Origin of the sequence: Desulfonatronum sp. SC1 (assembly GCF_003046795.1) — a bacterium.
GTDB lineage: Bacteria > Desulfobacterota > Desulfovibrionia > Desulfovibrionales > Desulfonatronaceae > Desulfonatronum.
The window spans coordinates 1-24,942 of sequence record NZ_PZKN01000015.1 but is presented as its reverse complement, the minus strand read 5'-3'; the positions used below and the strand labels follow the sequence as shown (position 1 = coordinate 24,942).

Genomic DNA, 24,942 nt, shown 5'->3' with positions numbered 1-24,942 from the left:
CAATTGAACAAAAAAACTCGGAGCGATTGCCCGGTTTTCAAGTCAACGCCGCACTGGAGGTAACGTTTCAATGCCAAGAACAGAGGATAGCATGTATCTGGAAACCGTACGTTACACGTCGTTGAACAATGTCGGAAAAGCCCCGGCCAATGCCGGTGCGATCGCCGAAGCCACACTCAAGACCTGGCATCAGGTGTCCGCCAGGCTCTCGCCGGTAATCGGCGAACGGGGGGTCGACGCCCTTTGGGGGCGCTCGTTGTACCTGACAAGTGCCGCCTACCCGTGGCTGTCAAATGTATGGGATAATGTTGACAGCGCCACCATGCTTTCAGGCCTCAAGGCATGCATTGCGAGCCGCGACCCGGATGCCGCCTCGGGGGCTAGCCACACTCTGCTTGCGAACTTCGTCATACTGTTGTCGAACATGATTGGAGAGGCATTGGTAGAACGGTTGTTGGGCCCGATGTGGGCATTCTCTCCATCGGCGTCTGAGCAGGAGAGGCTACAGTGAGCAATAAAACAGCCATCCGCCGACTGGCCACGGGCGTGCCAGGACTTGATGCGATCTTGGGCGGAGGCTTGCCGGAATATTCCTTGAATATCATTATTGGGCCTCCAGGGTCCGGCAAGACGACACTGGCGCACCAGATCATGTTCTCCCTGGCAACACGGGAGCATCCTGCTCTGTTTTTCAACGTGCTCGGCGAACCGCCGTTAAAGATGCTGCGCTATCAGCAGCAGTTTTCGTTCTTCAACCCGGACAAGATCAACGACGCGATTCGTTTCGTCAGCTTGAGCGAGGACATCGCAACCGGCGACTACGCCCGTGTGCTGGCGCGCATCGTGCGAGAAGTCCAGGCTTCCCCGCCGGGACTGGTCTTCGTCGATTCTTTCCGCTCGGTCATGTATGAGGCGCAACATCTTCCAGATAATACCATCAGCCTGCAACAGTTCATCCAGCAGCTCGGAATTCAGCTGGGCTGCTGGCAGACCACCTCTTTCCTGATCGGAGAATACTGGTCGGAAAGCGTCCATCATCCGGTTTTTACGGTAGCCGATGGCCTGCTCTCGCTGCGTCAGAGCGTCCATAGGAATTCCATGGTCCGCAAAATACATGTTCTGAAAATGCGCGGCCAGGCGATCCGACCGGGGATGCATACCTTCAGCATCACCAGCGCGGGGATCGTCGTCTACCCGACCGCGCTGGTTCTTGAAGGCATCGCAGACGCCCCGTTGGTTGCCGGGGAGCTGCGAGGCCGGGAGAGGCTGGCCACAGGCGTGCCGCGCCTGGACGAAATGCTGGGCGGCGGTTTGCCGTCGGGATATTCACTGTTGGTGGCCGGACCGTCCGGGTCGGGCAAGACCATTCTGGCGGACGCCTTCCTTGCCGAAGGAGTCCGCCGGGGCGAACCGGGCGTGATCGTTGCTTTTGAGCAAACGCCGAGTCAATCCTGGATGCGCGCGCTCAACGATATGATCCGTAACGGACAAATCGGCCTGATCAATACCCGTCCCCTGGATCTGTCCATCGACGAGATCGTTCATCGTCTGACCGAAGTCATTCACCGAATGAAGGCCACGCGCGTGGTGATCGATTCGTTGTCCGGCTTCGAACTGGCCGTGGCGCCGACTTTTCGCGAGGATTTTCGCGAGTCTCTTTTTCGGATGTTCGCGGTGCTGTCCGGGCTCGGGGTGACGGTGCTGATGACGTCAGAACTTGAGGATCGCTATATTGATCTGCGGTTCAGCCCCTACGGGGCGGCGTTTCTCACCGACGCGATCATCGTCCAGCGCTACATTGAAGTGCGGAGCACTTTGCAGCGGGTCATGGCGGTGGTCAAGGTCCGGGCCAGCGCCCACGACAAGGAAATCAGGCGGTACGAGATAACCGATGAGGGCATTGTCATCGGCGACCCGGTGATCGAGTACGAGGGAATCCTGGGCGGGCAGCCGACGCGAACAAAAAGGCGCGGTCAGGACGATCAAGGTAAACGGTGATCCACATGCAGAATCGTCTGCAACCGAAAAACGCCCAGGAGAGTCTGTTTGAGGAAACCGAAAACACCTTGCCCTCGGGTTCAGTGGCCGAGCATGCCTTTGCCGGGCAAGCAAATTCCGGAAATAAACAGACCAATGATAAATGCCACAGGTTTTCTGGTCCAGATCGGCGCGGAGATGGCACAGGCCGGCGACGAGGGGTTGCGGATCGGCGCGGAGGTGACACGGGCCAACGGGACAAAGACATCGATCTTTATGAACAGGACATCTCGGCAGAGCCAGGCGGGCATTCCGAGGCGCTGCTGCGTGACGTCAACGAGCAGCTTGTCGTGGCGACTATTCACGCCCAGACGCAGGCTGAGACCGCTGAACAGATCGCCGCGAAAATGGCCCATTTGGCAGAGCACGATTATCTTACGGGCTTGCCGAATCGTGCAGTGCTGGACGACCGTCTGGAGCGTTCGATCGCCCTTGCGCAGCGTCACGGCATTCAGGTCGCCCTGCTGTATCTGGACATCGACAACTTCAAGCACATCAATGACTCGCTCGGGCATGCCGCGGGTGACCAACTGCTTCAGTCCATTGCAAAGCGTCTGCAGGCCTGCATTCGTTTTTCGGATACGGTCAGCCGACAGGGTGGCGACGAATTCGTGGTTTTGCTGGTCGACGTCAAAGGCGAGCATGGCGCTGTCCTTGCCGCTCAAAAGTTGATCGCGGCCATGGTCGAGCCGCATCGTATCGGCACCCACAGTCTCCACGCCACCTTGAGCATCGGCATCAGCCTCTTTCCCGATCACGGCAAGGATAAAGAAACAATTATCCGCAATGCCGACACGGCCATGTATTTTGCCAAGCAAAAAGGGCGTAACAACTATCAAATATTCACGCCGGACATGAAAGGCGTGCGTTAAAAAGCGATCCTCTGGGTTTGCCTTTGACACGGCGGCAACTTCATCCGAACACCTCCATCCGGGAAAAATTCCTGTCTTCCGTGATTTATCCTCGTAAAAATGAGCGATTCCCCTACAGACGCAGCTTAAAATAAGGTTATTCTCTTAACCATAGGCTTGGCTCCGCGGTGAGTGATTGAAAAACCATGCATTTATTAATCTTCAAAGTTCAGGGAGAAGATAAGGGTTCGATATATTTCTCAGCTTCCTCAACGCACAGTTTAGGAAGCCGCAAAATAAACCAAAGATGAGGAGGAGCATCTCAATTTCAAAGCTGAACGTGTCTCATTTTAAATACCTACAACCAAAACAAAACAAGGAGAAAAAGCACCATGATAAAATCGATGAATCACTCAATACTGATGATTATTTCGGCAATTATATTCTTAATCAACGTCGGCTGTACATCAGAGACTAATGTCCCCCAGGAATCTAGCGATAAAGTTTCAGTCATGCCAAGTGGCGCAGCAGATGTTGGAGATGGCACGGCAGCGATGACTGAAGCAAAGGTCACTGATGAATCAGGTGAACGAACGCCGGGCCAAATGATGGAGACCACGCTCGAACAGGGCGATGACGCGGCCATAACAGGCCGGGTCAAGGCGGCGTTACTGGAAAATCCCTTGACCAGCGGCCTCGACACCAACGTCGAGACAAAGGATGGAGTGGTAACATTGAGCGGCCAGGTCAAAGATGCGGCTGAAATGGAAGCGGTCGCCAATTTTGTGAAAGATCTTCCCGGCGTAAATAATGTGGTCAACAACATGACCATCGAGTGATCCTCGTCCAAGATCAGCCGGAACAGCCGGATCCTTGCCGGCTGTTCCGGCGCGAATAGAAGCAAGCCGGGAGCATTACGAGTTTTTGGGAAGAGTCTCTTCCTTTCAGGCCGCCCTTTCAGGGCTATGAAGGATATCTCCCAGGTTCCCAGGCGTTGCCTTGGGCTGACCATTTCGCCTCTTTCAGAGCTTGTTCTTCAGCCCCAACGGGGCGGCATGCGATAGCCCAGGGCAACGCCCTGGGACGGAGATGGCAGAACAAGAATAGCCCTGAAAGGGCGATCCTCAATTTCCGGAAAATCGCCGCCTGCAACAATATTTTACGAGGTGAACCATGGGTATATACAATCAGAGAGTTGGCAATACGGGAGAAACCGCGGGAATGTCTCAACACTCAGGCAAGTCGCACGGCTTTGAAAATGTCAAAAATATTATTGCTGATCAGTTGGAAACCGTTGCTGAGGCGTTAGGCGAAAATGCCACTGGTCAGGATGCACAATCCGGTATTGCGCAGTATGGAAAGCAGGCATCCGAGTTGTTGGACCTGTCCGCCGGGTATGTTCGGCAATTCGACTATGAACAGGCGCAAGGCAGAGTCAGGGAATGTATCAAGCAGCACCCGGGACGGAGTCTCTTGGTAGCGGGAGCCATTGGTTTGATTATTGGAGTTGTTTTGCGACGCAGGAAATAAAGGTGGGGGAACTCTATGAGCACAAAAGTGGAAAACAAGAACTCTGCTTCGCCTCGTGAATCGTTCACTGAACTGTTGGAACAGCTTGCCAACAACTTTTCCTCGGTGGTGCATGACGAAATTGAACTCGTTGTTCAGGAAGTACGGGAGAAGGTGTCGAGCGTTTGCAGTGGATTCTTCACCATCGTCGCGGGAGCATTCATCATTTTTGCCGCACTTTTGTCATTTTGTGCTGCACTGATCATCGAACTCACTTCGTATATGGCCCCTGTCATGGCAGCTCTCGCTACCGGAGCAGCGCTTGCGTTTTTCGGGGGGATCATTGCCTACATCGGCTATAGGAGATTGAATAAAGCGATCCTGAAACCATAGAAGGTTTTCCGGAACTGCAAAGGAGGGCAAATTATGAATGAAAAAGAGCATCGTAGCAACTCAAGTGTACTGAATGGCGAACGGAGTTCCGAAGAAATACGTCGGGATATTACGAAAGAAAGAGAGAACATCTCCCAGACAGTTGGACAAATCGGCGAGCGGATTAAAGAGAAAATGGATTGGCGCGAATATGTGCATGACTCCCCATACCTGGCTTTGGGAGTAGCCGCGGGCATCGGCTATTTGGCCTCGAGCGTTTTCACGAGGCGAGCTACACCCTTGGAGCAAATCATGCGTCCCATTGCCGAGGAAGTGTGTGGCTCTCTCGGTGGCCTGAGTCCGGGGGCCGGCAGCCCCGGGCTTGTCAAGCTGGCCCTGGTCGGCATTGTCGCGAGGGCTGCCGCCGGCTGGCTCAATCAAGCAACCTTGACGGAAGGTGCAAGCGGCTTAGGTTCTCATCCTCGCAATGGACGTGGCTCAACCGCAAACCCACGAGGGGATCGCGACATTCGCAGGGAAAACGAACAGCTAACCTTTAAACATTCTTAGGAGGATGACATGGATATCGAAAACAAGACGTACGAGACCCCCAAACAGCAGAAATATGGAAATCCCGGCAGCGATAGTGACGCTGATCAGCTCCTGGAGCGCGGTGCCGAGGCTTTAGGGTCCGCGGAGAAGGCTGTAGGCGATGTGTACGATAGAACGACTCAGAAGGTCAGTGAGACGTATGATCAGGCCAAGAGCTATAGTAGCGATAATCCAGGGAAGACAGTGCTCATCGCATTGGGGATAGGAATCGGGCTGGGGCTTTTGTTGAGTGCAAGTGCGCGGCATTCTCGTGGTGGCAGCCAGTACGCTGAACCCGTGGTTCATGCGCTTTCAGATATGGCCTTAAAATTTTTTCGGTAAAAATGGTAACTACTCAGCTGTGTTCCGGCTTGTCATGGAAATGTTCTGAGTAGTTTCATTCTGTATTTGGTAATTCTTCAGCAGCCTATTGATACTGAAAGATAAGGAGGAGCCTTGTGAGTAAATGGAATTTACGGAAAAGTGAACGAGGCAAGATAGGATGGATTTTGCTGTGGGCCTTGGGAATCCCGATCCCGATCTTGTTGGTGTTGTTCGTGCTGCGGGGGTGCACCTGATACGATATTCCGCTGTCTCAATTGGGGAGTCTTTTTGTAATAATTGCACTTAAAAAATAGAAAAAGTATATAATGAGGCAAAATTATGGACAATGTAAAGAATAAATCGGCGTCGCCGCATATCCTGCCGTCCTTGCCGTATCAGGATAATGCTCTGGATCCGGTAATCTCCGCGAACACGATCAGTTTTCACTACGGAAAGCATCACAAGGGATATGTCGACAAGCTGAACGAGCTTGTAGCAGGAACGCAATTCACGGAACTGTCGCTTGAAGAAATAATCGTCGCGACATCCGGAAAGCCAAGTATGGCGACGACGGCAATCTTTAACAATGCAGCGCAAACTTGGAACCACACGTTTTACTGGAGCAGTCTGAAACCAAAGGGCGGCGGTGATCCTCCCGCGGAGTTGAAGCAAAAGATTGAGGCTGCCTTCGGGACCTTGGATGCGTGCAAGAAGGAGTTGGCAGACGCTGCAACGGCCCAGTTCGGCAGCGGCTGGGTGTGGCTCGTGCTGGACGGCGTCACGCTCAAGGTGGTCAAAACCGGCAACGCGGATCTGCCCTTGACCAACGGGATGAAGCCGCTGTTGACCATCGACGTATGGGAGCATGCCTATTACCTGGATTATCAGAACCGACGCGTCGATTATGTCAAAGCCGTGCTGGACGAACTGATCAACTGGGATTTCGCGGCAAAGAACCTTGGCTGACCGCGGCAAAATACAGGCACATGAAGTGTTGTTTTACCTGAACCAGTCAACGCACTTTGGAGGCATGGAAGAAAGCCGGATTCCCGGTCGGAAATGAGATTGAGAAGAAGGAAGAAAGAACTAAAGCCGCTCGAATCAATGTGTTTGATACTGCCTGAAAAGCGGCAAAGTCGTTCCTTTGCATACCTGGTGAAAGATGACTGATGACTGACCAGCCCAAAGCCCCCTTTCCAGTGATCGAACATCGGACTGGCGTTGCCGAGCGGCGCTGGTTTCGAACCGACAGAGTTCTTCTGCTCGGGGCCTTGGGCCTCCTGATCTGGATAATCGACGACGTCCTGCTGTTGGTGTTCGCCAGCGCCCTGTTCGCGGTTGGCCTGGATGGTTTGGCTACGGGCATTGCCAAGCGTACGCCGCTGGCACGTAGTTGGGCGCTGGCCCTCGTGCTCGTTCTGCTGACCAGCTTTTTGGGATTCTTCGGCTACTTGATCCTACCACGATTTTTTGAACAGCTCGATGATCTCTGGCAGACGTTCCTGGGCTTTCTCGAACGAATGCAGGGGTATCTGTATGAAGCCGGCTGGACAGAAACGTTTTTCAACAACAATGGGCAAGGGCGGGAGCAGTTGGCGGACATATCCCAAAAGATTGCCGAGCATCTCGCAACTGCCACAACGAGCGGGATGAGCGCCATCGCCAGCTTGATCATTTTTCTGGCGATCACAATATTTGCTGCTGCCGATCCCGGACTCTATCGGCGCGGCTTGCTGAGGCTGCTCCCCGTCCATCGCCGTCGGCGCATGGACGAGACATTCTCGGTGGTTGCTCATGCGCTGCATTGGTGGTTCCTGGGGCAAATCGTTTCCATGTTGTTGCTGGGCGCCACGGTATCCCTCGGTCTGTGGCTGATCGGAATCGAACTTTGGCTCAGCCTTGGAGTGCTCACTGCGCTTTTGACCTTTATTCCGTTCCTGGGCCCGATCATTGCGGCCATCCCAATCGTCATCGTCGGATTCACCGCAGGCATGCAAACCGGCGTGATCGTCTTGGTTTTTTATCTGATCATACAGAACGTTGAGGGCAATTTCATCGTGCCCATGATCCAGCATCGTGCAGTCAATCTGGCGCCGGCCTTACTGATTTCCGTGCAGGTGCTGATGGGCGTTCTGTTCGGGGTGTTGGGCTTGATCCTCGCAGCGCCTCTCACCGTTGTCGCCATGGTCATGACAAAAATGCTTTATGTCGAGGATGTGGTGGAAGGCGAAAACAAAGTCCCTTTTTAGAACAGGCATGACGCGCAGGTCATTGTCCTCCGTTTCATCAATGAGGTCTGAGAGTAAGAGGCAATGTACGGGCACGATATCGAAGCCCATGCCCGAAGGGTGGAATCATTCGACTGGGAAACCGTTTTGGTCCCGGACTGACATGATTTCGAACAGACCATTCGTCAGTCAGGAACAGGAAGCTTTCATCCACGATTTCGGCCAAGAGGTCGGCCTCGCCAAAGTCTGAAAAGGAGACCTCAACTATGAGCATCCAGGATTACAAGCCTATTTCCGATTACGGCATCATCGGCAATCTGAAAAGCGTCGCCCTGATCGCCAGGGACGGTTCCATTGACTGGTGCTGCCTGCCCAGGATGGACAGCCCAAGCGTTTTCGGGGCCATCCTGGATGCCCGGCAGGGAGGATATTTTCGGATCGGTCCCCCGGGCGGGGGCAGCGGCAACCAGGAATATGTCGAGGAAACCAATGTCTTGAAGACCAGCTTTACAATGAAGGGCACCGTTCTGACGGTGACCGACTTCATGCCTCTGGAAGGAGACATCAACGGGCGCCACGACTTCTTCGCGCCCCCGGAAATTCACCGGCTGATCGAGTGCCGCGGCAATCCCGTGGATGTCGAGGTCTTCTGGTGCCCACGGTTTGATTACGCCCGAAAGCCCGTTGCCGTGGAGCGCAGCACCGGCGATTGGATCGCTCGGGCCGGAGAGGATGCCATGCGCCTGGAAGGCCTGGAAAACGCGGAATTGCTCGATGATGATCACGGTCCGCTGGTTCGGGCCAAATTCCGAATCAACCCCGGAGAGCGCAAAGCCATTGTCCTGCGCTGGGGCGCCGAGGACGGGAACAACCGATACGAAACGGCTCTTGCGCTCAAATCCACCATGGAATGCTGGAACGGCTGGATCCACCAGGAAGGGAGCGTCAAGAAGCAAGTCTGGGCCGGTGATCAGATTAACATGCTCATCCGGTCGGCGCTGGTCTTCAAGCTGATGTGCTTCGGCGATGCAGGCTCCATTGCCGCGGCGCCCACCACCTCCTTGCCGGAGGTGATCGGTGGGGTGCGCAACTGGGATTATCGCTATACCTGGATCAGGGATGCGGCCATGACGGGCCAGGCCTTGATCTCCATCGGCCATGAAACGGAAGCCGTGGACCTGTTGCGCTGGTTCGAGGAGGTTTCGAAAAACTGCAAGACGTGCAGGCGCGAGTTGCAGATCATGTACGGTCTGCACGGCGAATTGGAATTGACCGAGCATCAGCTTGAACACCTGGAAGGATACAAGGGCTCGAGACCGGTGAACATCGGCAACGAAGCCTACGATCAGTTTCAGCTCGAGGTCTACGGCGAGCTGGTCAGTACGGCGTACGAACTGGCCCGGAGAGGGCATCCGCTCACGGAGGACATCAGTGAGTTTATCGTCTGGGTCGCCGACCACGTGGTGGAAGTGTGGGAGCGGCCCGACTACGGAATCTGGGAGTTCCGGGGAGAAAAGCGTCATTTCGTCTATTCCAAGGTGATGGCCTGGGCCGCTCTGGACAAGGCCCTGCTTCTGGCCGAATTTTTCGGGCTCAAAGGCAATGTGGAACTCTGGGACGCCACCCGGAAGACAATCCGGGAGCAGATCATGCAAAACGGGTTTGATGCCGAACTGAATGCCTTCGTCCAATCCTACGGCTCCAAGGACATGGATGCCGCCAATCTCCGCCTGCCCCTGGTGGAGTTTCTGCCGGCTGACGATCCCAAGATCCAGGGAACCGTTAATCGGATCATGGAAGAATTGATGAGCGACGGCCTGATCCGCCGGTATATCGCCGACGACGGTCTCCCCGGCGAGGAAGGGGCGTTCGGGTTGTGCACCTTCTGGCTGGTGGACGTGCTGGCTCTTTCGGGACGGATCGAAGAAGCCGAGAACATCTTCAGGAACATTGTTCAATATGCCAATCATCTCGGACTGTTTTCAGAACAACTGACACCGGAAACCGGAGAATTCCTCGGCAATTTTCCCCAGGCCTTCACGCATATCGGCCTGATCAACAGCATTTTCTATCTGGCCTATGCCAAGGGGCTGGATGTGCCGGTGCATGATCCGGTGGGCACTCCCGGTCACAGGGAATTCCGGAACGGTCGGGATGCCGACGGGAAATCAGTAAAGACAAAAGGAGCAACCGATGAAAATTCATGACATATCCATGCTGATCCACCCGGACATGCTTGTCTATCCGGGTAATCCCGCGCCGCGCATTGACCAGTATAAGAATGTCCAGGATGACGGCATCAACGAGTCGTCCCTCTTCCTGGGCATGCATACCGGAACGCATGTCGATGCGCGGCTGCATATCGAAAAAGGCGGCGCCGGCGTGGCCGAGCTGCCCCTGGAAAGTTTCTACGGCCCCTGCGTCGTTCTGGACATGACTCGCCATGGGCGGCAAATCACCGCGGAACATCTGAAAAATGAAGACGTCCACAAAGACCTCATCGTACTGCTCAAGACGGAGAACTCCCTGAAGGGCTATGACCGGTTCCGCGAGGATTACGCCCATCTGACCGCGGATGGAGCCGCCTATCTGGCGAAGCAGCAGGTGAAGACCGTGGGCGTGGACTATCTGAGCGTGGAGCCCTTTGAGAGCGGGATGAAGGTCCACCTGACCCTGGTCCCGGCGATGACGGTTTTCGAGGGCCTCGATCTGCGGGATATCTCCGCGGGAAAATACATTTTTTTGGGCCTGCCTTTGCGGATCAACACGGACGGCGCACCGGCCAGGGCCATCCTGATCAGCCCGTGATACGGCAAATGTGTCTGCATACATACATTTGTGTTCGATGAAAAATACATAATGCCCTAGTTGATCATTGTCCGGCAGCAGTAGCGAGTCCTGCTCTCTTGCATCAATTTTCGCTTCCGACAGCAAGCTGATCAAGCATATCCGGAAGCATATCCGGAAGTATATATCTGGCGGAAGCGCATTCACCTTCAACAATAAAGGAGTAACGTCATGCCTATTATCTTATGGCTTCTCGGAGTGCCGGTTACATTGCTCATTATTCTGTGGCTGCTCGGCGTATTCTAGTTCTGAGCACTGAAATGATGAGTCGAATCTGGAACAGGTTGCCGGTCAGTGGCAACCGGTTCCAGGCTCATGCATTCACAATGAAAAGTGATTCAACGGCAGATTGGATGAAATCAAAGACAATGCTCTGAAAAAGGTCCATCGAAATCGCTAAAGGGCGCAGCCCACGGGGGCGTTGATGGTGAGCGGCTCAGCCGGCGGAGATGAATCCGGGATAGAGTGTCATGCCTCCGTCCACCACCAGGCTCGTGCCGTGGACGTAGTCCGACTCGTCCGAAGCCAGCCACAAAGCCGCCTTGCCGATATCCGAGGAGTCTCCGATTCGATTGCGCGGGATCAGCTTCAACAGTTCGGCCTTGGCCTCCGGGTCATCCCAGGATTCGCGATTGATGGGCGTCCTGATCGCGCCGGGAGCGATGCTGTTCACGCGAATTCCCTTTGCTCCCAGCTCCTGGGCGATGCTTTTCATGAACAGCATCAGGCCGCCCTTGGACGCCGCGTAGTTCACCCGTCCGGACCAGGGGATTATCTCATGCACCGAACTGACGAAAATGATCTTGCCCAGGGCTGAAGAGCGCCCCGGAACCATGCCCCGGCGGAGAAATTCCCGGGTCGCGGCCCGGGCGCAGAGGAAGGCTCCGGTCAGATTGATGCTGATGACCTTGTTCCATTCATCCAGGGTCATCTCCGTAAAGGCCGCGTCCTGCTGCACTCCGGCGTTGCTGATCAGGATGTCCACGGTGCCGAATATCTCCACTGCTTGGCGGAACATGGCCTCCACATCCGACTCGCTGCTCACGTCGGCCTGGACGGCAACGGCCTGGGAGCCCTGTTCTCTGATCCTCGCGACGACCTCCTCGGCCCTCTCGCGGCTGCCGGAGTAGTTGACCACCACGTTGGCCCCGGCTTCGCCCAGAGCCCGTGCAATGCCCGCGCCGATGCCCGAACTGCCGCCGGTGACCACGGCGGTCTGTCCGTTCAGAACAGCCGACGGTTTTGGAGATTCCTGGTTCATGTTGTTCCTCCGATGGATGCAATTGTGGTTTGTTCGGCTGGAGAGTTTTTTTGAAGAATGAACCGCCCGCTTCGCTCGAGGCGCAACGTTCGCCAAGGAAAACATTTTGGAAAGCAGGGAAAGAGCTGCTTTCCAAAAAGATTGGCGTTCCCTGACGGGAGACAAGATATATCGCCGTCAGGCGTGAAGCCCTTTTGACTTCCGCATCTTTCCAGCGGAAGTAAAATTCTTCTTTGCGTCCTCAACGCCTTGAGCGACCAACGGGAGCGGGCGGTTCGTACGATGTTTGAGTTCTATCCTGGCCATGTACTGAACCGGATAAGCCGCTATTGTTTTGGCATCAGATGATGCTGAAGTCTTCCGTGAAGATCTGTTCAAAAGGCACGTCGGCTTCCATGAGCTGTTCCCGGAGGGAATCCATCAGCACTTTCGGCCCGCAGATCAGATAGACCTTGGTCTTCAGGTCGCCCACCCGGTCCGCGATGACCTCCGGCGTGAGATATCCTTCGGAATCGGAAGAGTGGGGGATGTAGTGCAGGTATTCCTCCTTTACGCCAAGGTCCGTGATTTCGTCGTGGTAATAGGCTTCTTCCGGTACCTGCACGCTGTAGAAGAGATGCGCCTTGTTGTATTTGCCCGTCAGGAAATCCGCATTCTCCACCATGCTCAAAAAGGGCGTGATCCCGATTCCGCCGGCTACCAGCACGGATTCCATGTCCGCATGCTCCGTCATGTGTTCGCCGAACTTGCCGTAGGGCCCCCAGACATAGGCCCGCTGACCCGGCTTCAGGATGGGAAGCTGCTTTGTCCAGTCGCCCATTTTCTTGACGGATATCCGGATGTTCGCGGCCTGGGGCGCCGATGAAATGCTGAATGGATGCGGCTCGGCCCGCAGATCCGTGGAATCGAAGTAGACGTACAGAAACTGGCCGGGGTGAAAGGCCATCTTCCGTTTCGGATCCCGCGGGCGCAGATACACCTCGGTGATGTCGCCCAGGATTCGGACATGATCCACCAGGTAGTCATGGAGCGGCCCAAACCACCTGTAGAGTACCCGAATGAAGACATAGCAACACATCCCGACCGCGGCCCACACGGCGAACCAAGCCCCAAGCACCGGATACGACATGATCTCGCCCTGGGCGACGACTCCGTGGAAGATCACCAGCGCCAGCACCAGCCCGAAGATGTTGTGCGTCTGTTTCCAGTAGTGGTAAGGTGGCGAGATCCAGAGCGACAACGACGTCAGCCCGACCAGGGCTCCCAGGGCGATCAGACCGGTCATCCGGGCAAATAAATGATGTCCCGCTTCGCCGGGCAGTTGGGCTATCCAGAAAAAACGAACGAAGTCGAATTCAGGATTCAGGGCCAAAAATATCGGGTGCAGTAAAATGAGGTACAAGGCGACTTCGCCAATTCCGCGGTGCGCCTTGTAGACCTTGTCCAGGCCCCCGAACAACCGCTCCACGATACGCAACCGCGCGGCCAGCACCAGCGCCCAGCACATCAGCATGGTCGTTCCCATGCTTCCGATCTTGGCAAGATACTTCAGGCGGTATGTATACCAGTCGTCGTAGAACCACATGGATCCGAAATAGATCGCATACGTGAGCACCAGGCTCAACCCAACAACCAGATATCCCCAGTAGTACTGCTTCTTGATAATCACACCCATTCACCTTCCCCTCATGAGAAGTAGAGGAGACATCAAAAAACTGTCCAGGCGACAGATTTCTCCGTGCCTGGACAGTTCGAAAGGTTGTCTCAAGGGAACAACCTGTCAGTTTTATTTTTTGTACTCCGGCATCTGACGCAGTTCTTCCTCACTCATGGGAATGTAGACGCGAATGTCATCCTTCGCATCCTTGTGAATGTCGGCTTCATTCACATTAATAGATACGCTGCGGGCACCCATGCCGAGAAAGCCACCAACGTCCACGATAAGTCGATCAATTTTACCTTCAGGTGTGATCAATACTTCCTTTACATCGGCCACGCTTTCATTCTTAGTGTCATAGACACTTGCGCCCTTCAGGTCGTCCGCGGTGATGAGATCAGACGATACACGCTGATATCCTTCCTGAGGCTCTACTTCCGTGGCCCGATGAGGACGCGCGGGATCAGTGGTTACTTTGCGCTCATTATCATATTTCGGCAAGACTTTCTGTTCGCCAGTTTGTTCAGAGCGTTTCTGATCAGTTTCTTTTTGTTTCGTGTCCACAGTACTTTGCGCGAATGCGGGACTCAAACTCAGTAATCCGATAATAATACTAGCCAACAAAGCTTTCATAGTCATTTCTCCTTTACATACATTATTCGTTGATTGAAGTGACACTGATCTTCCAACCGATTGATTCTTACGTCTTGTTTAACCTCCGATTTTGAATGTCGCCTTGTTTTGGTTGTCTTACCCACACCACTGGCTACGTAACTGGAGGATAATCTTTTGAGCATTCCTGTCTGTAGGAGAATCGCTTATTTTGTGTGAGGAAAAATCTCGTAGCCGACGGGAAAAATTCCCGGGCGGAGGTTGCGAGGTGGCGGCAGAAGGAACGTTTGATCCGGGTTTTGGGCCACGGAGGGAAGATGGGTGTCACAAAATCAAGGCGCTGGTCCGTAACCATTGGGCCATTGAAAAATAACAGAGGGGAACAAAAGCAGAAGGGTACAAAGACAAAAGCAGGAGGAGATAAATAGTTCTTACTGGACAAGCGGCTTGATGAGACGAGGCTGGCGAGGGAGTTTTGAACTGGCCAAAACAGGGGGTACCAGCCACTTGCGGAGGGGATTTATGAGAACCAAATTGACTTGGTTCCGCCCCGCTGAAGGCTATCCAAGGCATTCTGACGGCCAAGCTTGGCCGTCAAGATGCCGTCTTTATGATGCATTCCGGGAAGGGCGCCGTGAGGTCATTTGAAGCAAATTTATTACCGCCGCCTCAAGTTGTCGATCACGCCCGGCGATCTCGTCAGCCGGAGTATGATCAACAAACAGGTCGGGGATTGCGCCGTTTTGCTCCATATCGGTGCCGTCCGGCAGATACCACCCACGAAAGGGCAGGCGGACCGTTGCCCCATTGATCAAATAGTGGCTACCGGCGGAAATGACCCCTCCGTAGGTCTGTTTTCCCACCAACGTACCTCGTCCAAGCGTCTTGAATGCGTGGGCCAGGATTTCTGAGTTTGAAAAGCTTTTCTCATTGGCCAGCATGTTGATCGGCAGGGTATAGCGTGGTGCGTCCAGGCGATCCTGGGGATAGCGGCCATTCAAATGTGGATCGGCTCCAGCGGGGACCGTATAGGCATGTTCCGCGGTCATGATCGAAGCAAGGATGCGGTCGCTGGTATGCCCCCCGCCATTGTTGCGAACATCGATAATCAGGCCGTCTTTCGATTCAGCAGCCGCGTACAGATGGGCCTGAAATTTTTCCAACGAGGCCTGATTCATCTCCTCGATATGAATATAGCCGATGCGTCCACCTGAAAGTTCCAAAACCTTGCGCCGGCTCTCTTCCTGAAAAGCATCGTAACGCAGTTCGGCAAAGTCGTTGTAGGAGATTGGAGTTAAGATCGCCTGGGATGCGACACGTTTGCCGCCGATGGATCGGTCGAAGTCGACAATAACTTCCTGTTCGACTTTTCCTCGCAACCGCTCCAGCAAGGAATCATATTCATCAAAGCTTTGCATATCAATCCGGGTTATTATATCGCCCTGGGACAGGCGGGCAGGTCCACGGTCCGAGGGTCCTCCGGGAATGATCTTCGTAATCAGATACCCTTTCCTCCCATCCTCCAGAGTCACCCGCGCATATTCAATACCCAAACGACCAGAGGGTTCGCGTAATGCGGAACCCGGCCCCGGATCGGAGAGTCCCATGTGCGAGGCTGACAGCTCCCCCAGGAGTCGATTGGCGATATCGCTGAATTCACTTGCGGTTCGAGTCCTGACAATGAGTTCCTCGTAGTCAGCGACAAGCCTCTTCCAGTTCAAGCCCTTCATGTCCGGCCGGTAAAAACCTTCCTCGATCACTCGCGCCACTTCCCGAAACTTCTGTAAAGACTCTTCCTGAAGATCGATTCGGATACGACCTGAGATGTCAACCTGCGTGTGCGCTTTACCGTCCAGCGGAGCAATGCCGACACGCCCATCCGCAATGTAAATCACTCGGTTACCCACAACATCGAGGTGTTGTACATTTCCCCGTGGCCCCAGACGCTTGCGGTCGCTGCCGTCCCAGTTCACGGCGATCAGCCCTTCGTCTCCGGCATTGAAGACGTACCGGTCGCCGCCAGGGGTCATCTCGTTGGCTGTTTGATGATCGGGAGATGCCATGACGCGTTCCACGCGCTGCCAGGCTTTTTCCAGTTCAAGCCCATTGGCGGCCTGCCACGCGGGTTGTCTCAGCGAGAGTATCGTTCCAGGCTTGCGAACAGGTAGTGGGCGGTGCTTGCCGGCAGCGACGCGAGCCCTGTCATAGTAATTGTTCAACTCACGCCGGGTCCAATTATTCATCTCGGGATCGAGACAGACCCTGTAGAGATCGTAACCGTCACCTGATCGATTGGAGATGAAGGTCAATATTCTGCCGTCCGCCGACCAGCGGGGATTGAAGTCGTTGCGTGGATGACGGGTAATGTTCACGGGTTCGTGTGAACCATCCGCGGGAGTAATAAATATATTGTGCTGAAGTTCAGATCGTTCTGGTCATAAGCGAGATGACGCCCGTCCGGCGACCAGCGCCAATGCAGAGCACTGTCCCAGCCCTTCACAAGCGTTCGAAGCTCTTTCGTGAGAAGATCCATCACAACCAGATCCCCACGTCCACGGCGAAATGCGACGGAACGACCATCAGGGGAAGGCGAAACACCACGGTCGTTGCCATCTTCCACGACAACGGACACGACACGGAATTGAACGGCATCATGCCAACGAGCAGGATCCTCTTGTTCGGCCATGGGTCCCGACTTCTCCGTGGCTTGGCTCTTATCCTGCGAAGAAGAAGGCACATCAGTCGGCTCTCCGGCCGGTTCCGGTTCGGACGGATCGAGCGAATCCAGAGGATCAAGTGGATTGTTGGGATGCAGCGGCGCTAAAGGATCATCCACATTCGAATTCACGGAGTGCTCGTAGTTATGTTGCGCGCTTTCGGGCCCGCGCGATACGTGCGTTGCAGTGCTTTTCGCAAGAAGCGCGCCACTTTCCATCGGGAGTTGCTGATGGGCGAGACGGATTTCATCTCGGGTCAGTGCCACCTGGGCCTTGTAGATTGAGAGCGTACCGTCGGCATCACTGACAAAATATAGATGCAGCCCATCCTGAGACCATGCTATATCCTGGTGACGGGCATGGGAATCCGGAATTACCGCCCGGGTGGGACTGTATTCGTCGACATGGCGGATGTAGACCCGTCCATAGGCAATATAAGCCATTACTTGTCCATCCGGACTGAGTACGGCCTCGGTAACGTCCCGGTCGATCCAGCGCAAGGTATGGTCATCCCAGCCATCATCACCCGTTTGAATATGCAACGGTTTCGGCTCAGCCCGGGGATCAACAAGGTTCAGGGTGTACAGCCGATCCCAGACCTGAAGAACGGCCATGCTTCCATCCCTTGAGACGTCAAAATCCTGAATGCCTCGTCCTCTAAAATGCGTGATACGCTGAAGAGCACGATTGTCGCCATCCAGGTTGACACGGTAGAGATTGACCGTGTCGAGCTGGCGTTCAGACATGAAGAGCAGCGTATTGTTGTCCACCCACCTGGCGCTCCCGTCGTCGCCTTCCCATTCCGTGACGGCCTCGAAACGCTCTTCCGAGCGATGCAGAACCCAGACGTTCATTGCATCTGGTCCGCGATACCGTCGATGATTCCAGTCGTGATAATATCCACCGCGGGTAAAGACGACTCGTTGACCATCCGGAGAAAGGCGAGGTTCGGAACCGAAGGCTTGATGAAGGAGTTCATGTTCCCCGCCTTGCGGTGATATCCGGTAAGGACGCTGATCACGGTAGACATCGGCCTCAAGAAGAGCCGAAAAGGTGACGATCTCCATCCCTTGTTCATCAATCGACCAATGCGGTGCGCGCAGGAAGCGATCACTGTGGGTCAGCTGGGCAGTCCCCGTGCCGTCGCGCTGAATGCGCCAAAGGTTCATATAGCCGTCGCGCATCGACGTGAAGACGAGGGATTGACCGTCGGGGCTCCAGCTTGAATGCAGGTCGTCGAAACGATGCCGAGTCAGCCGGTTCGCCACGCCGCCATGTACCGGAACGATCCAGAGATCTCCGCCGACACTGAAAACAATCTCTGAACCGTCAGGATTGATCGATGGAAATCGCGGCAGTTTGGGAACAGCGGCATTCGCGGAAACAGGAGCGAATCCACATCCTAACGCAAGAAGCAGAAAAGCCAAAATGGTCCGTTGAATCCATCGTCGGAGACATCGATTTTCCATCTGCATGTATCTCATTCCTAAATCAGTTTTTTTCCAGTTTGCTCTGGTACACTTTGGTATTGCATACACTAAACTTATTATTTATCCACGGAGCAAAATGCGCTTTTTAGCCGAAATTCGCTACGCGTCAGAATTCTATATTTAGTGATTGATATGACAAAATTTTGACTTGCCGCAGATTCAAATTCTTCCGTACCAAAAGCCGCTAAAGTCGCTTTCATCTGCTTCTCGCATCACACGTCCTCGAAACAATAACATCAATATAATCAAAAACCGTGCCACTGCTCAAAACTTTGGATGTATCAACATCTCATACATAACGAGTATCAGGGCAAACACCTCCTTCCACTCCCTCGTAGCTTCCGCTCGGGAATTATTCCCGCCCCCCGTGGTTTTTCCTCACAATAAATGTGCGATTTCCCTACAGACAGGGATACCCAAAAAGGTATCCTCTCGTTTCAGAGCCTTATCCAGGTCTCACTGCAAAAGCCGAAGAGAGTCATCTTTCGTTATTTTTTATCGTTTGATCTAATGTAATTATTAATAAAATCTGGCCGATTTTGGTTTTTTTTCAGGAGCATCAGGTAGGATGGATTTTGTTGTGGGCACTGGGAATCCCGATCTCGTTGGAGCTGTTCGTGCTGCAGGGGGCGCACCTGATGCGATATGCCATTGTCTCAATTGAGGAGTCACTTTGCAACCCGTTAAAAAGACACGAAAAAGGATGCGAGGTGAACCTTGGCGACGGCGGTGTAAACAGTCGCGTGTCGGGCAGTAATGCTCCCATGCCCATGCGCACCCGGGAGATTTCTCCACCTCATGGGATTTTCTCCCGCAATAAATGTGCGATTCCCCTACAGACAGGGCCTAGAGAAAGTATCAGTATCTCATAAAAAGAGGTAAAATTTCATCGCCGAGAGGTGAGTGATCATGGCGCATGAAAATCTCAGGAATGAATCAACATTGTGACCGGATGGAGGCAGATCATGACGAAGGTAAAAGAAGTATACAAGTGCGAAGAATGTGGAAATGTCGTGCAAGTAATGGAAGCCGGTGATGGCGAATTGGTTTGTTGCGGTGAGCCTATGAAGAAGCAGTAAACCTGTTAAATGGCAATGAAATGCGCCGAGTAGGAGGTAACATGCTCTGGACAATATTTGTCATTCTTTTGGTCATGTGGTTGCTTGGATTGATGAGCGGGTACACTATGGGCGGCATTCTGCATATACTTCTGGTCATTGCCATCATTGTCGTACTGGTTCAGGTTCTCCAGGGGCGAAAAGTATTATGACCTGTTAGAACCATTAAAGAAGAAAAAAACATATTTTTTGTAAATACCCAGTACATACAATGCATGACCATTCTCAAGTACTGGATTCCGGCTTTCGCTGGAATGACGTCTCATATCATGTCGTTTCCAAGTCAGTCATGCCGGCGAAGGCCGGCACGTTTACGCTACCCAGTCCGAATTGTCGCTGATGATCTGAGTAGTTACAGTTTTTTACATTGGGGATAGGAGAAAATGCCATGGGAACCATCCTGATCGTCATCCTGATCCTTGTACTGATCGGCGCTTTGCCCACCTGGAAACACAGTAGGTCCTGGGGGCCTTATCCCAGTGGAGGAATCGGATTAATCCTGTTGATCCTGGTCATTCTCTTGTTGATGGGGCGAATATGAAGTGGACCGGAAAAACGGTAAAACATGCTCATCATGCAAAAATCAAAGGAGATAGAAAAATATGCAAATCAATATAGCGCCTGAGCCCGTTGTTTCGCTCATCGCGGGAATCCTGATTCTCATTTTTCCGAGATTGTTGAATTACATCGTGGCTTTTTATTTGATCATATTCGGCATTCTCGGGCTGATTCGATGAGGAGAGTCTTTGTGAATCGTGCATTTTGTCCACCATACCGTTTTTGAGCGCGTCAATTCTCAACCAAAGAGGAGAAAATATCATGAAATCAAGCACGAAGGATAAGGCGGAAGGCAAGATGCATCAGGCCAAAGGAAAGGCCAAAGAAGTCGTCGGGAAGGCCGTCGGCAATCCCGATATGGAAGCCGAGGGCAAAGTCGAAAAACTCGGCGGAGTTGTGCAGGAAAAAGTAGGCGATGTGAAAAGAGCCGTGGGAGAGTAGAGCGGCACGCCACGTAGGAACGAATCAGGATTCGTTCCTGCGTTTTCATTTTTTCACGGGGGAGGACATACAATGAATGCGATAAGAGTAGTTGCGCTTGCGTTGATTCTTGTCGGCGCTTTAGGCTTGGCGTACGGCGGTTTCACGTACACCAGGGAAACCCATGAAGCCAAGCTGGGACCACTGGAATTCTCGGTGCAGGACAGGCAGACGGTCAACATTCCGATCTGGGCCGGAATAGGGGCGATAGTGATCGGCGGCGGGCTTCTGTTTGTCGGCGGCAGAAAGCTTTAGCAGTCCGTTGAAAAACTCCCAATTGCCGCGTCGTTGCAAATAGTTCAAGCTCTCACGTATGAATGAATACGCTTCGACCTTGAACTATTTTTGCTCCTTGCACTTGGGGTTTTTGAACCGACTGACAGATGAGAACTTTTCCAACACTCAGTTAGCTTGGTCACATCCTGCCTGCCGTTGCCACAAGGGGAGAGCACATGACTTTAGATTCACAAACGTCCCCAATCAATGTCCTGCTGATCTATCCCGAGATTCCGGATACGTTCTGGAGCTTCAAGCACGCCCTGAAGTTCGTGGGCAAGAAGGTCTCCTCGCCTCCGCTAGGACTCGTGACCATTGCGGCCATGCTTCCGAAGCATTGGAATCCGCGTCTGGTGGACCTGAATATCCGGGAATTGTCCTTGGACGATCTGCTCTGGGCCGAGTACGCCCTGGTCAGCGCCATGACCGTGCAGCGGGAATCGTCGCGCAAGGCGATCAGGTTGTGCAAGGACGCCGGGCTGCTGGTTGTTGCCGGTGGGCCGCTGTTCACGGTGGAGCATGAACACTTCCCCGAGGTGGACCATTTCGTGCTCAACGAGGCCGAGCTGACCCTGCCGGAATTCCTGCTGGATCTCTCCCTGGGTCGGGCCAAACGGGTCTACGCCACGGACCGATTCGCGGACATCGGACAGACGCCTGTTCCGCGCTGGGATCTTCTGGAACTGAAACAGTACGCGAGCATGAGCGTCCAGTACTCACGGGGGTGTCCGTTCAGTTGCGATTTCTGCAACGTAACGGCCTTGCTGGGCCGCACACCGCGCAACAAGAACGCGCCTCAGATGATTGCCGAGCTGGACAGTCTTTATGCCAACGGCTGGCGTGGCGGGATATTTTTCGTGGACGACAACCTGATCGGGAACAAGCGGCGGCTCAAAGCCGAGCTGCTGCCCGCCTTGGTCAACTGGAGAAAAGGCAAGAAAGGAATGCCCTTCGGCACCGAGGCGTCCATCAATCTGGCTGACGACGAAGAACTGTTGGCCATGATGGTCGAGGCGGGATTCGATACCGTTTTCATCGGCATTGAAACGCCCAACGAGGCCAGCCTGTCCGAATGCGGCAAAGGCCAAAACATTTGCCGCGATCTGATCCGGGACGTGAAGCGCATCCAGCGCTTTGGAATCCAGGTCCAGGGAGGGTTCATCGTCGGCTTTGACAATGACGAGCCAACCATTTTCAACCGCCTTGTGGAGTTCATCCAGCAAAGCGGCATCACCACGGCCATGGTCGGCCTGCTGCAGGCCCCTCCCGGCACCAGGCTTTACAGCAGGCTCAAGCAGGCCGGTCGGCTGCGCGAAGGCATTTCCGGCGACAACGTGGATGGAACGACGAATATCCTGCCGACCATGACCCTGGAGTCGTTGCGCGACGGGTACAAGGAAATCCTGAAGAACATCTACTCGCCCGAGGCATACTATGCCAGGGTGATCACCTTTCTGAGGGAGTACAAACTGCCGGTCAACAAAAAGCCATGGCAAATCCGGCGCTTTTCCGAAAGCCTGATGGCTCTGTTCCGATCCATTTTCCGCCTGGGCATCCTGGGCCAGGAACGGTTCCATTACTGGAAGCTGTTCTTCTGGACCCTGCTCCGACGGCCAAGGTCCCTGCCCCTGGCCGTGACCCTGGCCATCTACGGCTACCACTTCCGACGGGTCTGCGAATTGCGGGTGTTGTAGATGCAGGTTGCCTGGAAAGAGGCGATATGGCAAATTGTCTGCAAAGTGGCGAGGTTACGATGAAAGACAACAAAGCAAAAAAACGGCTTGCGGGAGAACTGAAGGGATTGCGCTCCCAAGGTGCCGAGCTGGAAACAACGCCACCCATGAAGACGTCCGTATTTACGGTCGACAACGCCCTTCAATGTGCCGAAAGCATCGTGGACACCATTAGAGAGCCACTGTTGATTCTGGATGCGGACCTGAAAATCATCTTCGCGAACCGCAACTTTTTCAAGACCTTCCAGGTAACTTCGGAGGAAAGCATCGGCAGTTTCCTCTATGATCTTGGAAACAAGCAGTGGAACATCCCCATGCTCCGGGAACTTCTTGAAGAAGTCCTTCCAGAAAACCAAGCCTTTGACGACTTCGAAGTGAGGCATGCTTTTCAGGACATCGGGCCCAAGGTTATGCTGCTCAATGCCCGTCAAGTATATCGGAAGGACTTAAACGGCAAAATGATCCTCCTGGCCATCGAGGACATCACGGAACGCCAACGTCTGGAAGATGATCTGGCTGAGTCCGAAGAGCGCTTCCGACGTCTATTTGAGACCGCGAACGACGGGATCGTGCTGCTTGAGAAACATGAAGGGAAGATCGTCAACACCAATTCAGCCACTGAGAAGTTGTTGGGGTATACCCAGCAGGAGAGCATCGGACGGAAGCTTCCGGATATCGGCGTGGATATTGATACAGGGGATTTCCCGGCGACAATGCAGGCCTTGAACATGAACGGCATTCTCAAATATGACGATGTAACGGTGATCAACAAAGACGGACATCATATCGACGCGGACGTATATCTCGTGGACAAAGCCACCTTGGTGCAGTGCAACATCCGTGACGTTACCGAGCGCAAGCTGGCGCTGGAGGAACTGCAACGGAGCGAAGCCCGCCTGAAAAGCCTGGTGGACATTCTGCAGCATACTTCCATGACCGTTCAGGATTTTATGGATTATGCGCTGGAGCAGGCCATCAAACTGACCGGGAGCAGGATCGGGTACATTTATACATACCACGAAGATCGTCGGGAGTTTGTCCTGAATTCCTGGTCCAGGGAGGTGATGCCCGCATGCACTGTCCTCAACCAGGAAACGAAATACGAATTGAACAAGACCGGGATCTGGGGCGAGGCGGTCCGGCAGCGTCGGCCAATCATCGTCAATGATTATCAAGCCCCTGATTCCCTGAAAAAAGGCACCCCCGCTGGCCATGTGCAACTCGAAAAGTTCATGACGCTTCCAATCATTCAAGGCGGGAACATTGTCGGCGTGATCGGCCTGGCGAACAAGGAGACCGATTATGAATACACGGACATTCTTCAGATTTCGCTGCTGATGGAAACCACCTGGAAAAGCATTGCGCGCAAGAAGGCGGAAGAACAGCTCCAGCAGACCCTTGAACGACTCAGGAAAGCGTTCAGCGCCATCATTCAGGTCATGGTATCGGCCGTGGAAATGAGGGACCCCTATACCTCCGGGCACCAGCAACGCTCGTCCGACCTTGCCCGGGCCATTGCCGTGGAAATGGGACTGCCTCTGGAGACGATCGAAGCCATCAGCATGGCCGGCCCCATCCATGATATCGGAAAAATGTCCGTACCCTCGGAGCTTTTGTCCAAGCCAACAACATTGTCGCCAATTGAGTTCGCGCTGATCAAGGAACACGCATACGGCGGATATGTGGTTTTGAAGGACGTGGAATCCCCCTGGCCCTTGGCGGAAATCGTCTATCAGCATCATGAGCGGATGGACGGCTCCGGGTATCCAAGAAGTCTGAAAGGAGACGAAATTCTCATGGAGGCCCGCATTCTGGCGGTGGCGGACGTGGTGGAGTCCATGGCCTCCCACCGTCCCTACCGTCCATCCTTGGGCATTGCAGCGGCCCTGGAGGAGATCGAAACAAAACACGGGACATTGTACGACACGACGGTCGTGGATGCCTGTCTGCGGTTGTTCCGGGAAAAAGGATACCAATTGGGGAAGGCCTGGATAAAGGACACCGAACTGGTTGAGTACGGCGAGCACGCTGCTCGTGCTGCCGCAACATGAAACAAGAACGACCCGCGGGTGATCAGGCTGAAACGAATGCGGCGGGAACATTTGGTTTGTATCGAACGAAATAATGGCGGTAAGAACACGAGAAATTGTTACACAGGACTTTAACCGCATCGCGCCAAATCCAGCCTTTTCCGCAATAATTTCTGCATGTTAACCTGGCCCTTTGCGTAAGACCCTACTGATATCTCTGCTTTTTTGTCAAAAAAACGTTTAATTTTATA

Annotated in this window: 24 protein-coding genes and 1 pseudogene; 20 read left to right on the top strand and 5 right to left on the bottom strand. The window is 53.9% G+C overall.

Going from position 1 to position 24,942, the window contains the following annotated elements:
• Positions 1–91: 91 nt before the first annotated feature.
• From C6366_RS09665 to C6366_RS09610, 12 genes are all read left to right on the top strand, one after another.
• Positions 92–511: a hypothetical protein gene (locus C6366_RS09665; RefSeq protein ID WP_146164812.1), complete on the top strand. Its 420-nt coding sequence runs from the start codon at positions 92–94 to the stop codon at positions 509–511.
• Positions 508–1,998, top strand: a complete 1,491-nt coding sequence (locus C6366_RS09660; RefSeq protein ID WP_107737430.1) for an ATPase domain-containing protein — start codon at positions 508–510, stop codon at positions 1,996–1,998. Before C6366_RS09665 ends, C6366_RS09660 begins: the two co-directional genes overlap by 4 nt.
• A 5-nt stretch (positions 1,999–2,003) precedes the next feature.
• Positions 2,004–2,909 carry a GGDEF domain-containing protein gene (locus C6366_RS09655; protein WP_107737428.1) on the top strand — a complete coding sequence of 302 codons (906 nt, stop codon included), beginning with the start codon at positions 2,004–2,006 and terminating at the stop codon, positions 2,907–2,909.
• A gap of 371 nt (positions 2,910–3,280) precedes the next feature.
• On the top strand, positions 3,281–3,727 hold the full coding sequence (locus C6366_RS09650; protein WP_107737426.1) for a BON domain-containing protein: 447 nt from the start codon (positions 3,281–3,283) through the stop codon (positions 3,725–3,727).
• Between the two features lie 334 nt (positions 3,728–4,061).
• On the top strand, positions 4,062–4,418 hold the full coding sequence (locus tag C6366_RS09645; RefSeq protein ID WP_107737424.1) for a hypothetical protein: 357 nt from the start codon (positions 4,062–4,064) through the stop codon (positions 4,416–4,418).
• A 15-nt stretch (positions 4,419–4,433) separates the two neighbouring features.
• Positions 4,434–4,790: a phage holin family protein gene (locus C6366_RS09640; protein WP_107737423.1), complete on the top strand. Its 357-nt coding sequence runs from the start codon at positions 4,434–4,436 to the stop codon at positions 4,788–4,790.
• 33 nt (positions 4,791–4,823) lie between these two features.
• Complete coding sequence (locus tag C6366_RS09635; protein WP_107737421.1) at positions 4,824–5,339, top strand: hypothetical protein; 516 nt, start codon at positions 4,824–4,826, stop codon at positions 5,337–5,339.
• A gap of 9 nt (positions 5,340–5,348) precedes the next feature.
• Positions 5,349–5,702, top strand: a complete 354-nt coding sequence (locus C6366_RS09630; RefSeq protein WP_107737419.1) for a hypothetical protein — start codon at positions 5,349–5,351, stop codon at positions 5,700–5,702.
• A 321-nt stretch (positions 5,703–6,023) separates the two neighbouring features.
• Entirely contained in the window at positions 6,024–6,650 is a 627-nt protein-coding gene (locus C6366_RS09625; protein ID WP_107737417.1) for a superoxide dismutase, read from the top strand.
• A gap of 203 nt (positions 6,651–6,853) precedes the next feature.
• Positions 6,854–7,933 carry an AI-2E family transporter gene (locus tag C6366_RS09620; RefSeq protein WP_107737415.1) on the top strand — a complete coding sequence of 360 codons (1,080 nt, stop codon included), beginning with the start codon at positions 6,854–6,856 and terminating at the stop codon, positions 7,931–7,933.
• 245 nt (positions 7,934–8,178) lie between these two features.
• On the top strand, positions 8,179–10,119 hold the full coding sequence (locus C6366_RS09615) for a glycoside hydrolase family 15 protein (protein ID WP_107737413.1): 1,941 nt from the start codon (positions 8,179–8,181) through the stop codon (positions 10,117–10,119).
• Entirely contained in the window at positions 10,106–10,720 is a 615-nt protein-coding gene (locus tag C6366_RS09610; protein WP_107737411.1) for a cyclase family protein, read from the top strand. Before C6366_RS09615 ends, C6366_RS09610 begins: the two co-directional genes overlap by 14 nt.
• 475 nt (positions 10,721–11,195) lie before the next feature.
• On the opposite strand, the gene C6366_RS09605 is transcribed toward C6366_RS09610, so the two are convergent.
• The 5 genes from C6366_RS09605 to C6366_RS20030 form a co-directional block, all read right to left on the bottom strand.
• Entirely contained in the window at positions 11,196–12,020 is an 825-nt protein-coding gene (locus C6366_RS09605) for a glucose 1-dehydrogenase (protein ID WP_107737409.1), read from the bottom strand.
• 340 nt (positions 12,021–12,360) lie between these two features.
• Positions 12,361–13,695: a ferric reductase-like transmembrane domain-containing protein gene (locus C6366_RS09600; protein WP_107737407.1), complete on the bottom strand. Its 1,335-nt coding sequence runs from the start codon at positions 13,693–13,695 to the stop codon at positions 12,361–12,363.
• A 111-nt stretch (positions 13,696–13,806) separates the two neighbouring features.
• A complete protein-coding gene (locus C6366_RS09595; RefSeq protein WP_158269726.1) occupies positions 13,807–14,310 on the bottom strand; it encodes a PRC-barrel domain-containing protein in 504 nt (167 codons plus the stop codon).
• Positions 14,311–14,897: 587 nt separating this feature from the next.
• Positions 14,898–16,661, bottom strand: coding sequence for a S41 family peptidase (locus tag C6366_RS20035; protein ID WP_199221479.1), 1,764 nt, complete (start codon positions 16,659–16,661; stop codon positions 14,898–14,900).
• Positions 16,658–18,481, bottom strand: coding sequence for a PD40 domain-containing protein (locus C6366_RS20030; RefSeq protein ID WP_199221478.1), 1,824 nt, complete (start codon positions 18,479–18,481; stop codon positions 16,658–16,660). The genes C6366_RS20035 and C6366_RS20030 overlap by 4 nt, the downstream gene beginning before the upstream one ends.
• 980 nt (positions 18,482–19,461) lie before the next feature.
• Here C6366_RS20030 and C6366_RS09585 point away from each other — a divergent pair.
• The 8 genes and pseudogenes from C6366_RS09585 to C6366_RS09550 form a co-directional block, all read left to right on the top strand.
• Positions 19,462–19,572: pseudogene (locus C6366_RS09585) on the top strand (desulfoferrodoxin FeS4 iron-binding domain-containing protein); the annotation flags it as partial.
• Between the two features lie 44 nt (positions 19,573–19,616).
• The gene (locus tag C6366_RS09580) at positions 19,617–19,766 is read left to right on the top strand and encodes a lmo0937 family membrane protein (protein ID WP_107737402.1); all 150 of its coding nucleotides are present in this window, start codon (positions 19,617–19,619) and stop codon (positions 19,764–19,766) included.
• Positions 19,767–20,002: 236 nt separating this feature from the next.
• Positions 20,003–20,155, top strand: a complete 153-nt coding sequence (locus C6366_RS09575; protein WP_107737400.1) for a DUF3309 family protein — start codon at positions 20,003–20,005, stop codon at positions 20,153–20,155.
• Between the two features lie 61 nt (positions 20,156–20,216).
• Positions 20,217–20,351, top strand: coding sequence for a DUF3096 domain-containing protein (locus C6366_RS20485; protein WP_084185101.1), 135 nt, complete (start codon positions 20,217–20,219; stop codon positions 20,349–20,351).
• Positions 20,352–20,433: 82 nt separating this feature from the next.
• Positions 20,434–20,613 carry a CsbD family protein gene (locus tag C6366_RS09565; RefSeq protein WP_107737398.1) on the top strand — a complete coding sequence of 60 codons (180 nt, stop codon included), beginning with the start codon at positions 20,434–20,436 and terminating at the stop codon, positions 20,611–20,613.
• 72 nt (positions 20,614–20,685) lie between these two features.
• Complete coding sequence (locus C6366_RS09560) at positions 20,686–20,907, top strand: hypothetical protein (RefSeq protein WP_107737396.1); 222 nt, start codon at positions 20,686–20,688, stop codon at positions 20,905–20,907.
• 197 nt (positions 20,908–21,104) lie between these two features.
• Complete coding sequence (locus C6366_RS09555) at positions 21,105–22,622, top strand: B12-binding domain-containing radical SAM protein (protein ID WP_233248448.1); 1,518 nt, start codon at positions 21,105–21,107, stop codon at positions 22,620–22,622.
• Positions 22,623–22,681: 59 nt separating this feature from the next.
• Complete coding sequence (locus C6366_RS09550; RefSeq protein ID WP_158269725.1) at positions 22,682–24,712, top strand: HD domain-containing phosphohydrolase; 2,031 nt, start codon at positions 22,682–22,684, stop codon at positions 24,710–24,712.
• Positions 24,713–24,942: the final 230 nt, after the last annotated feature.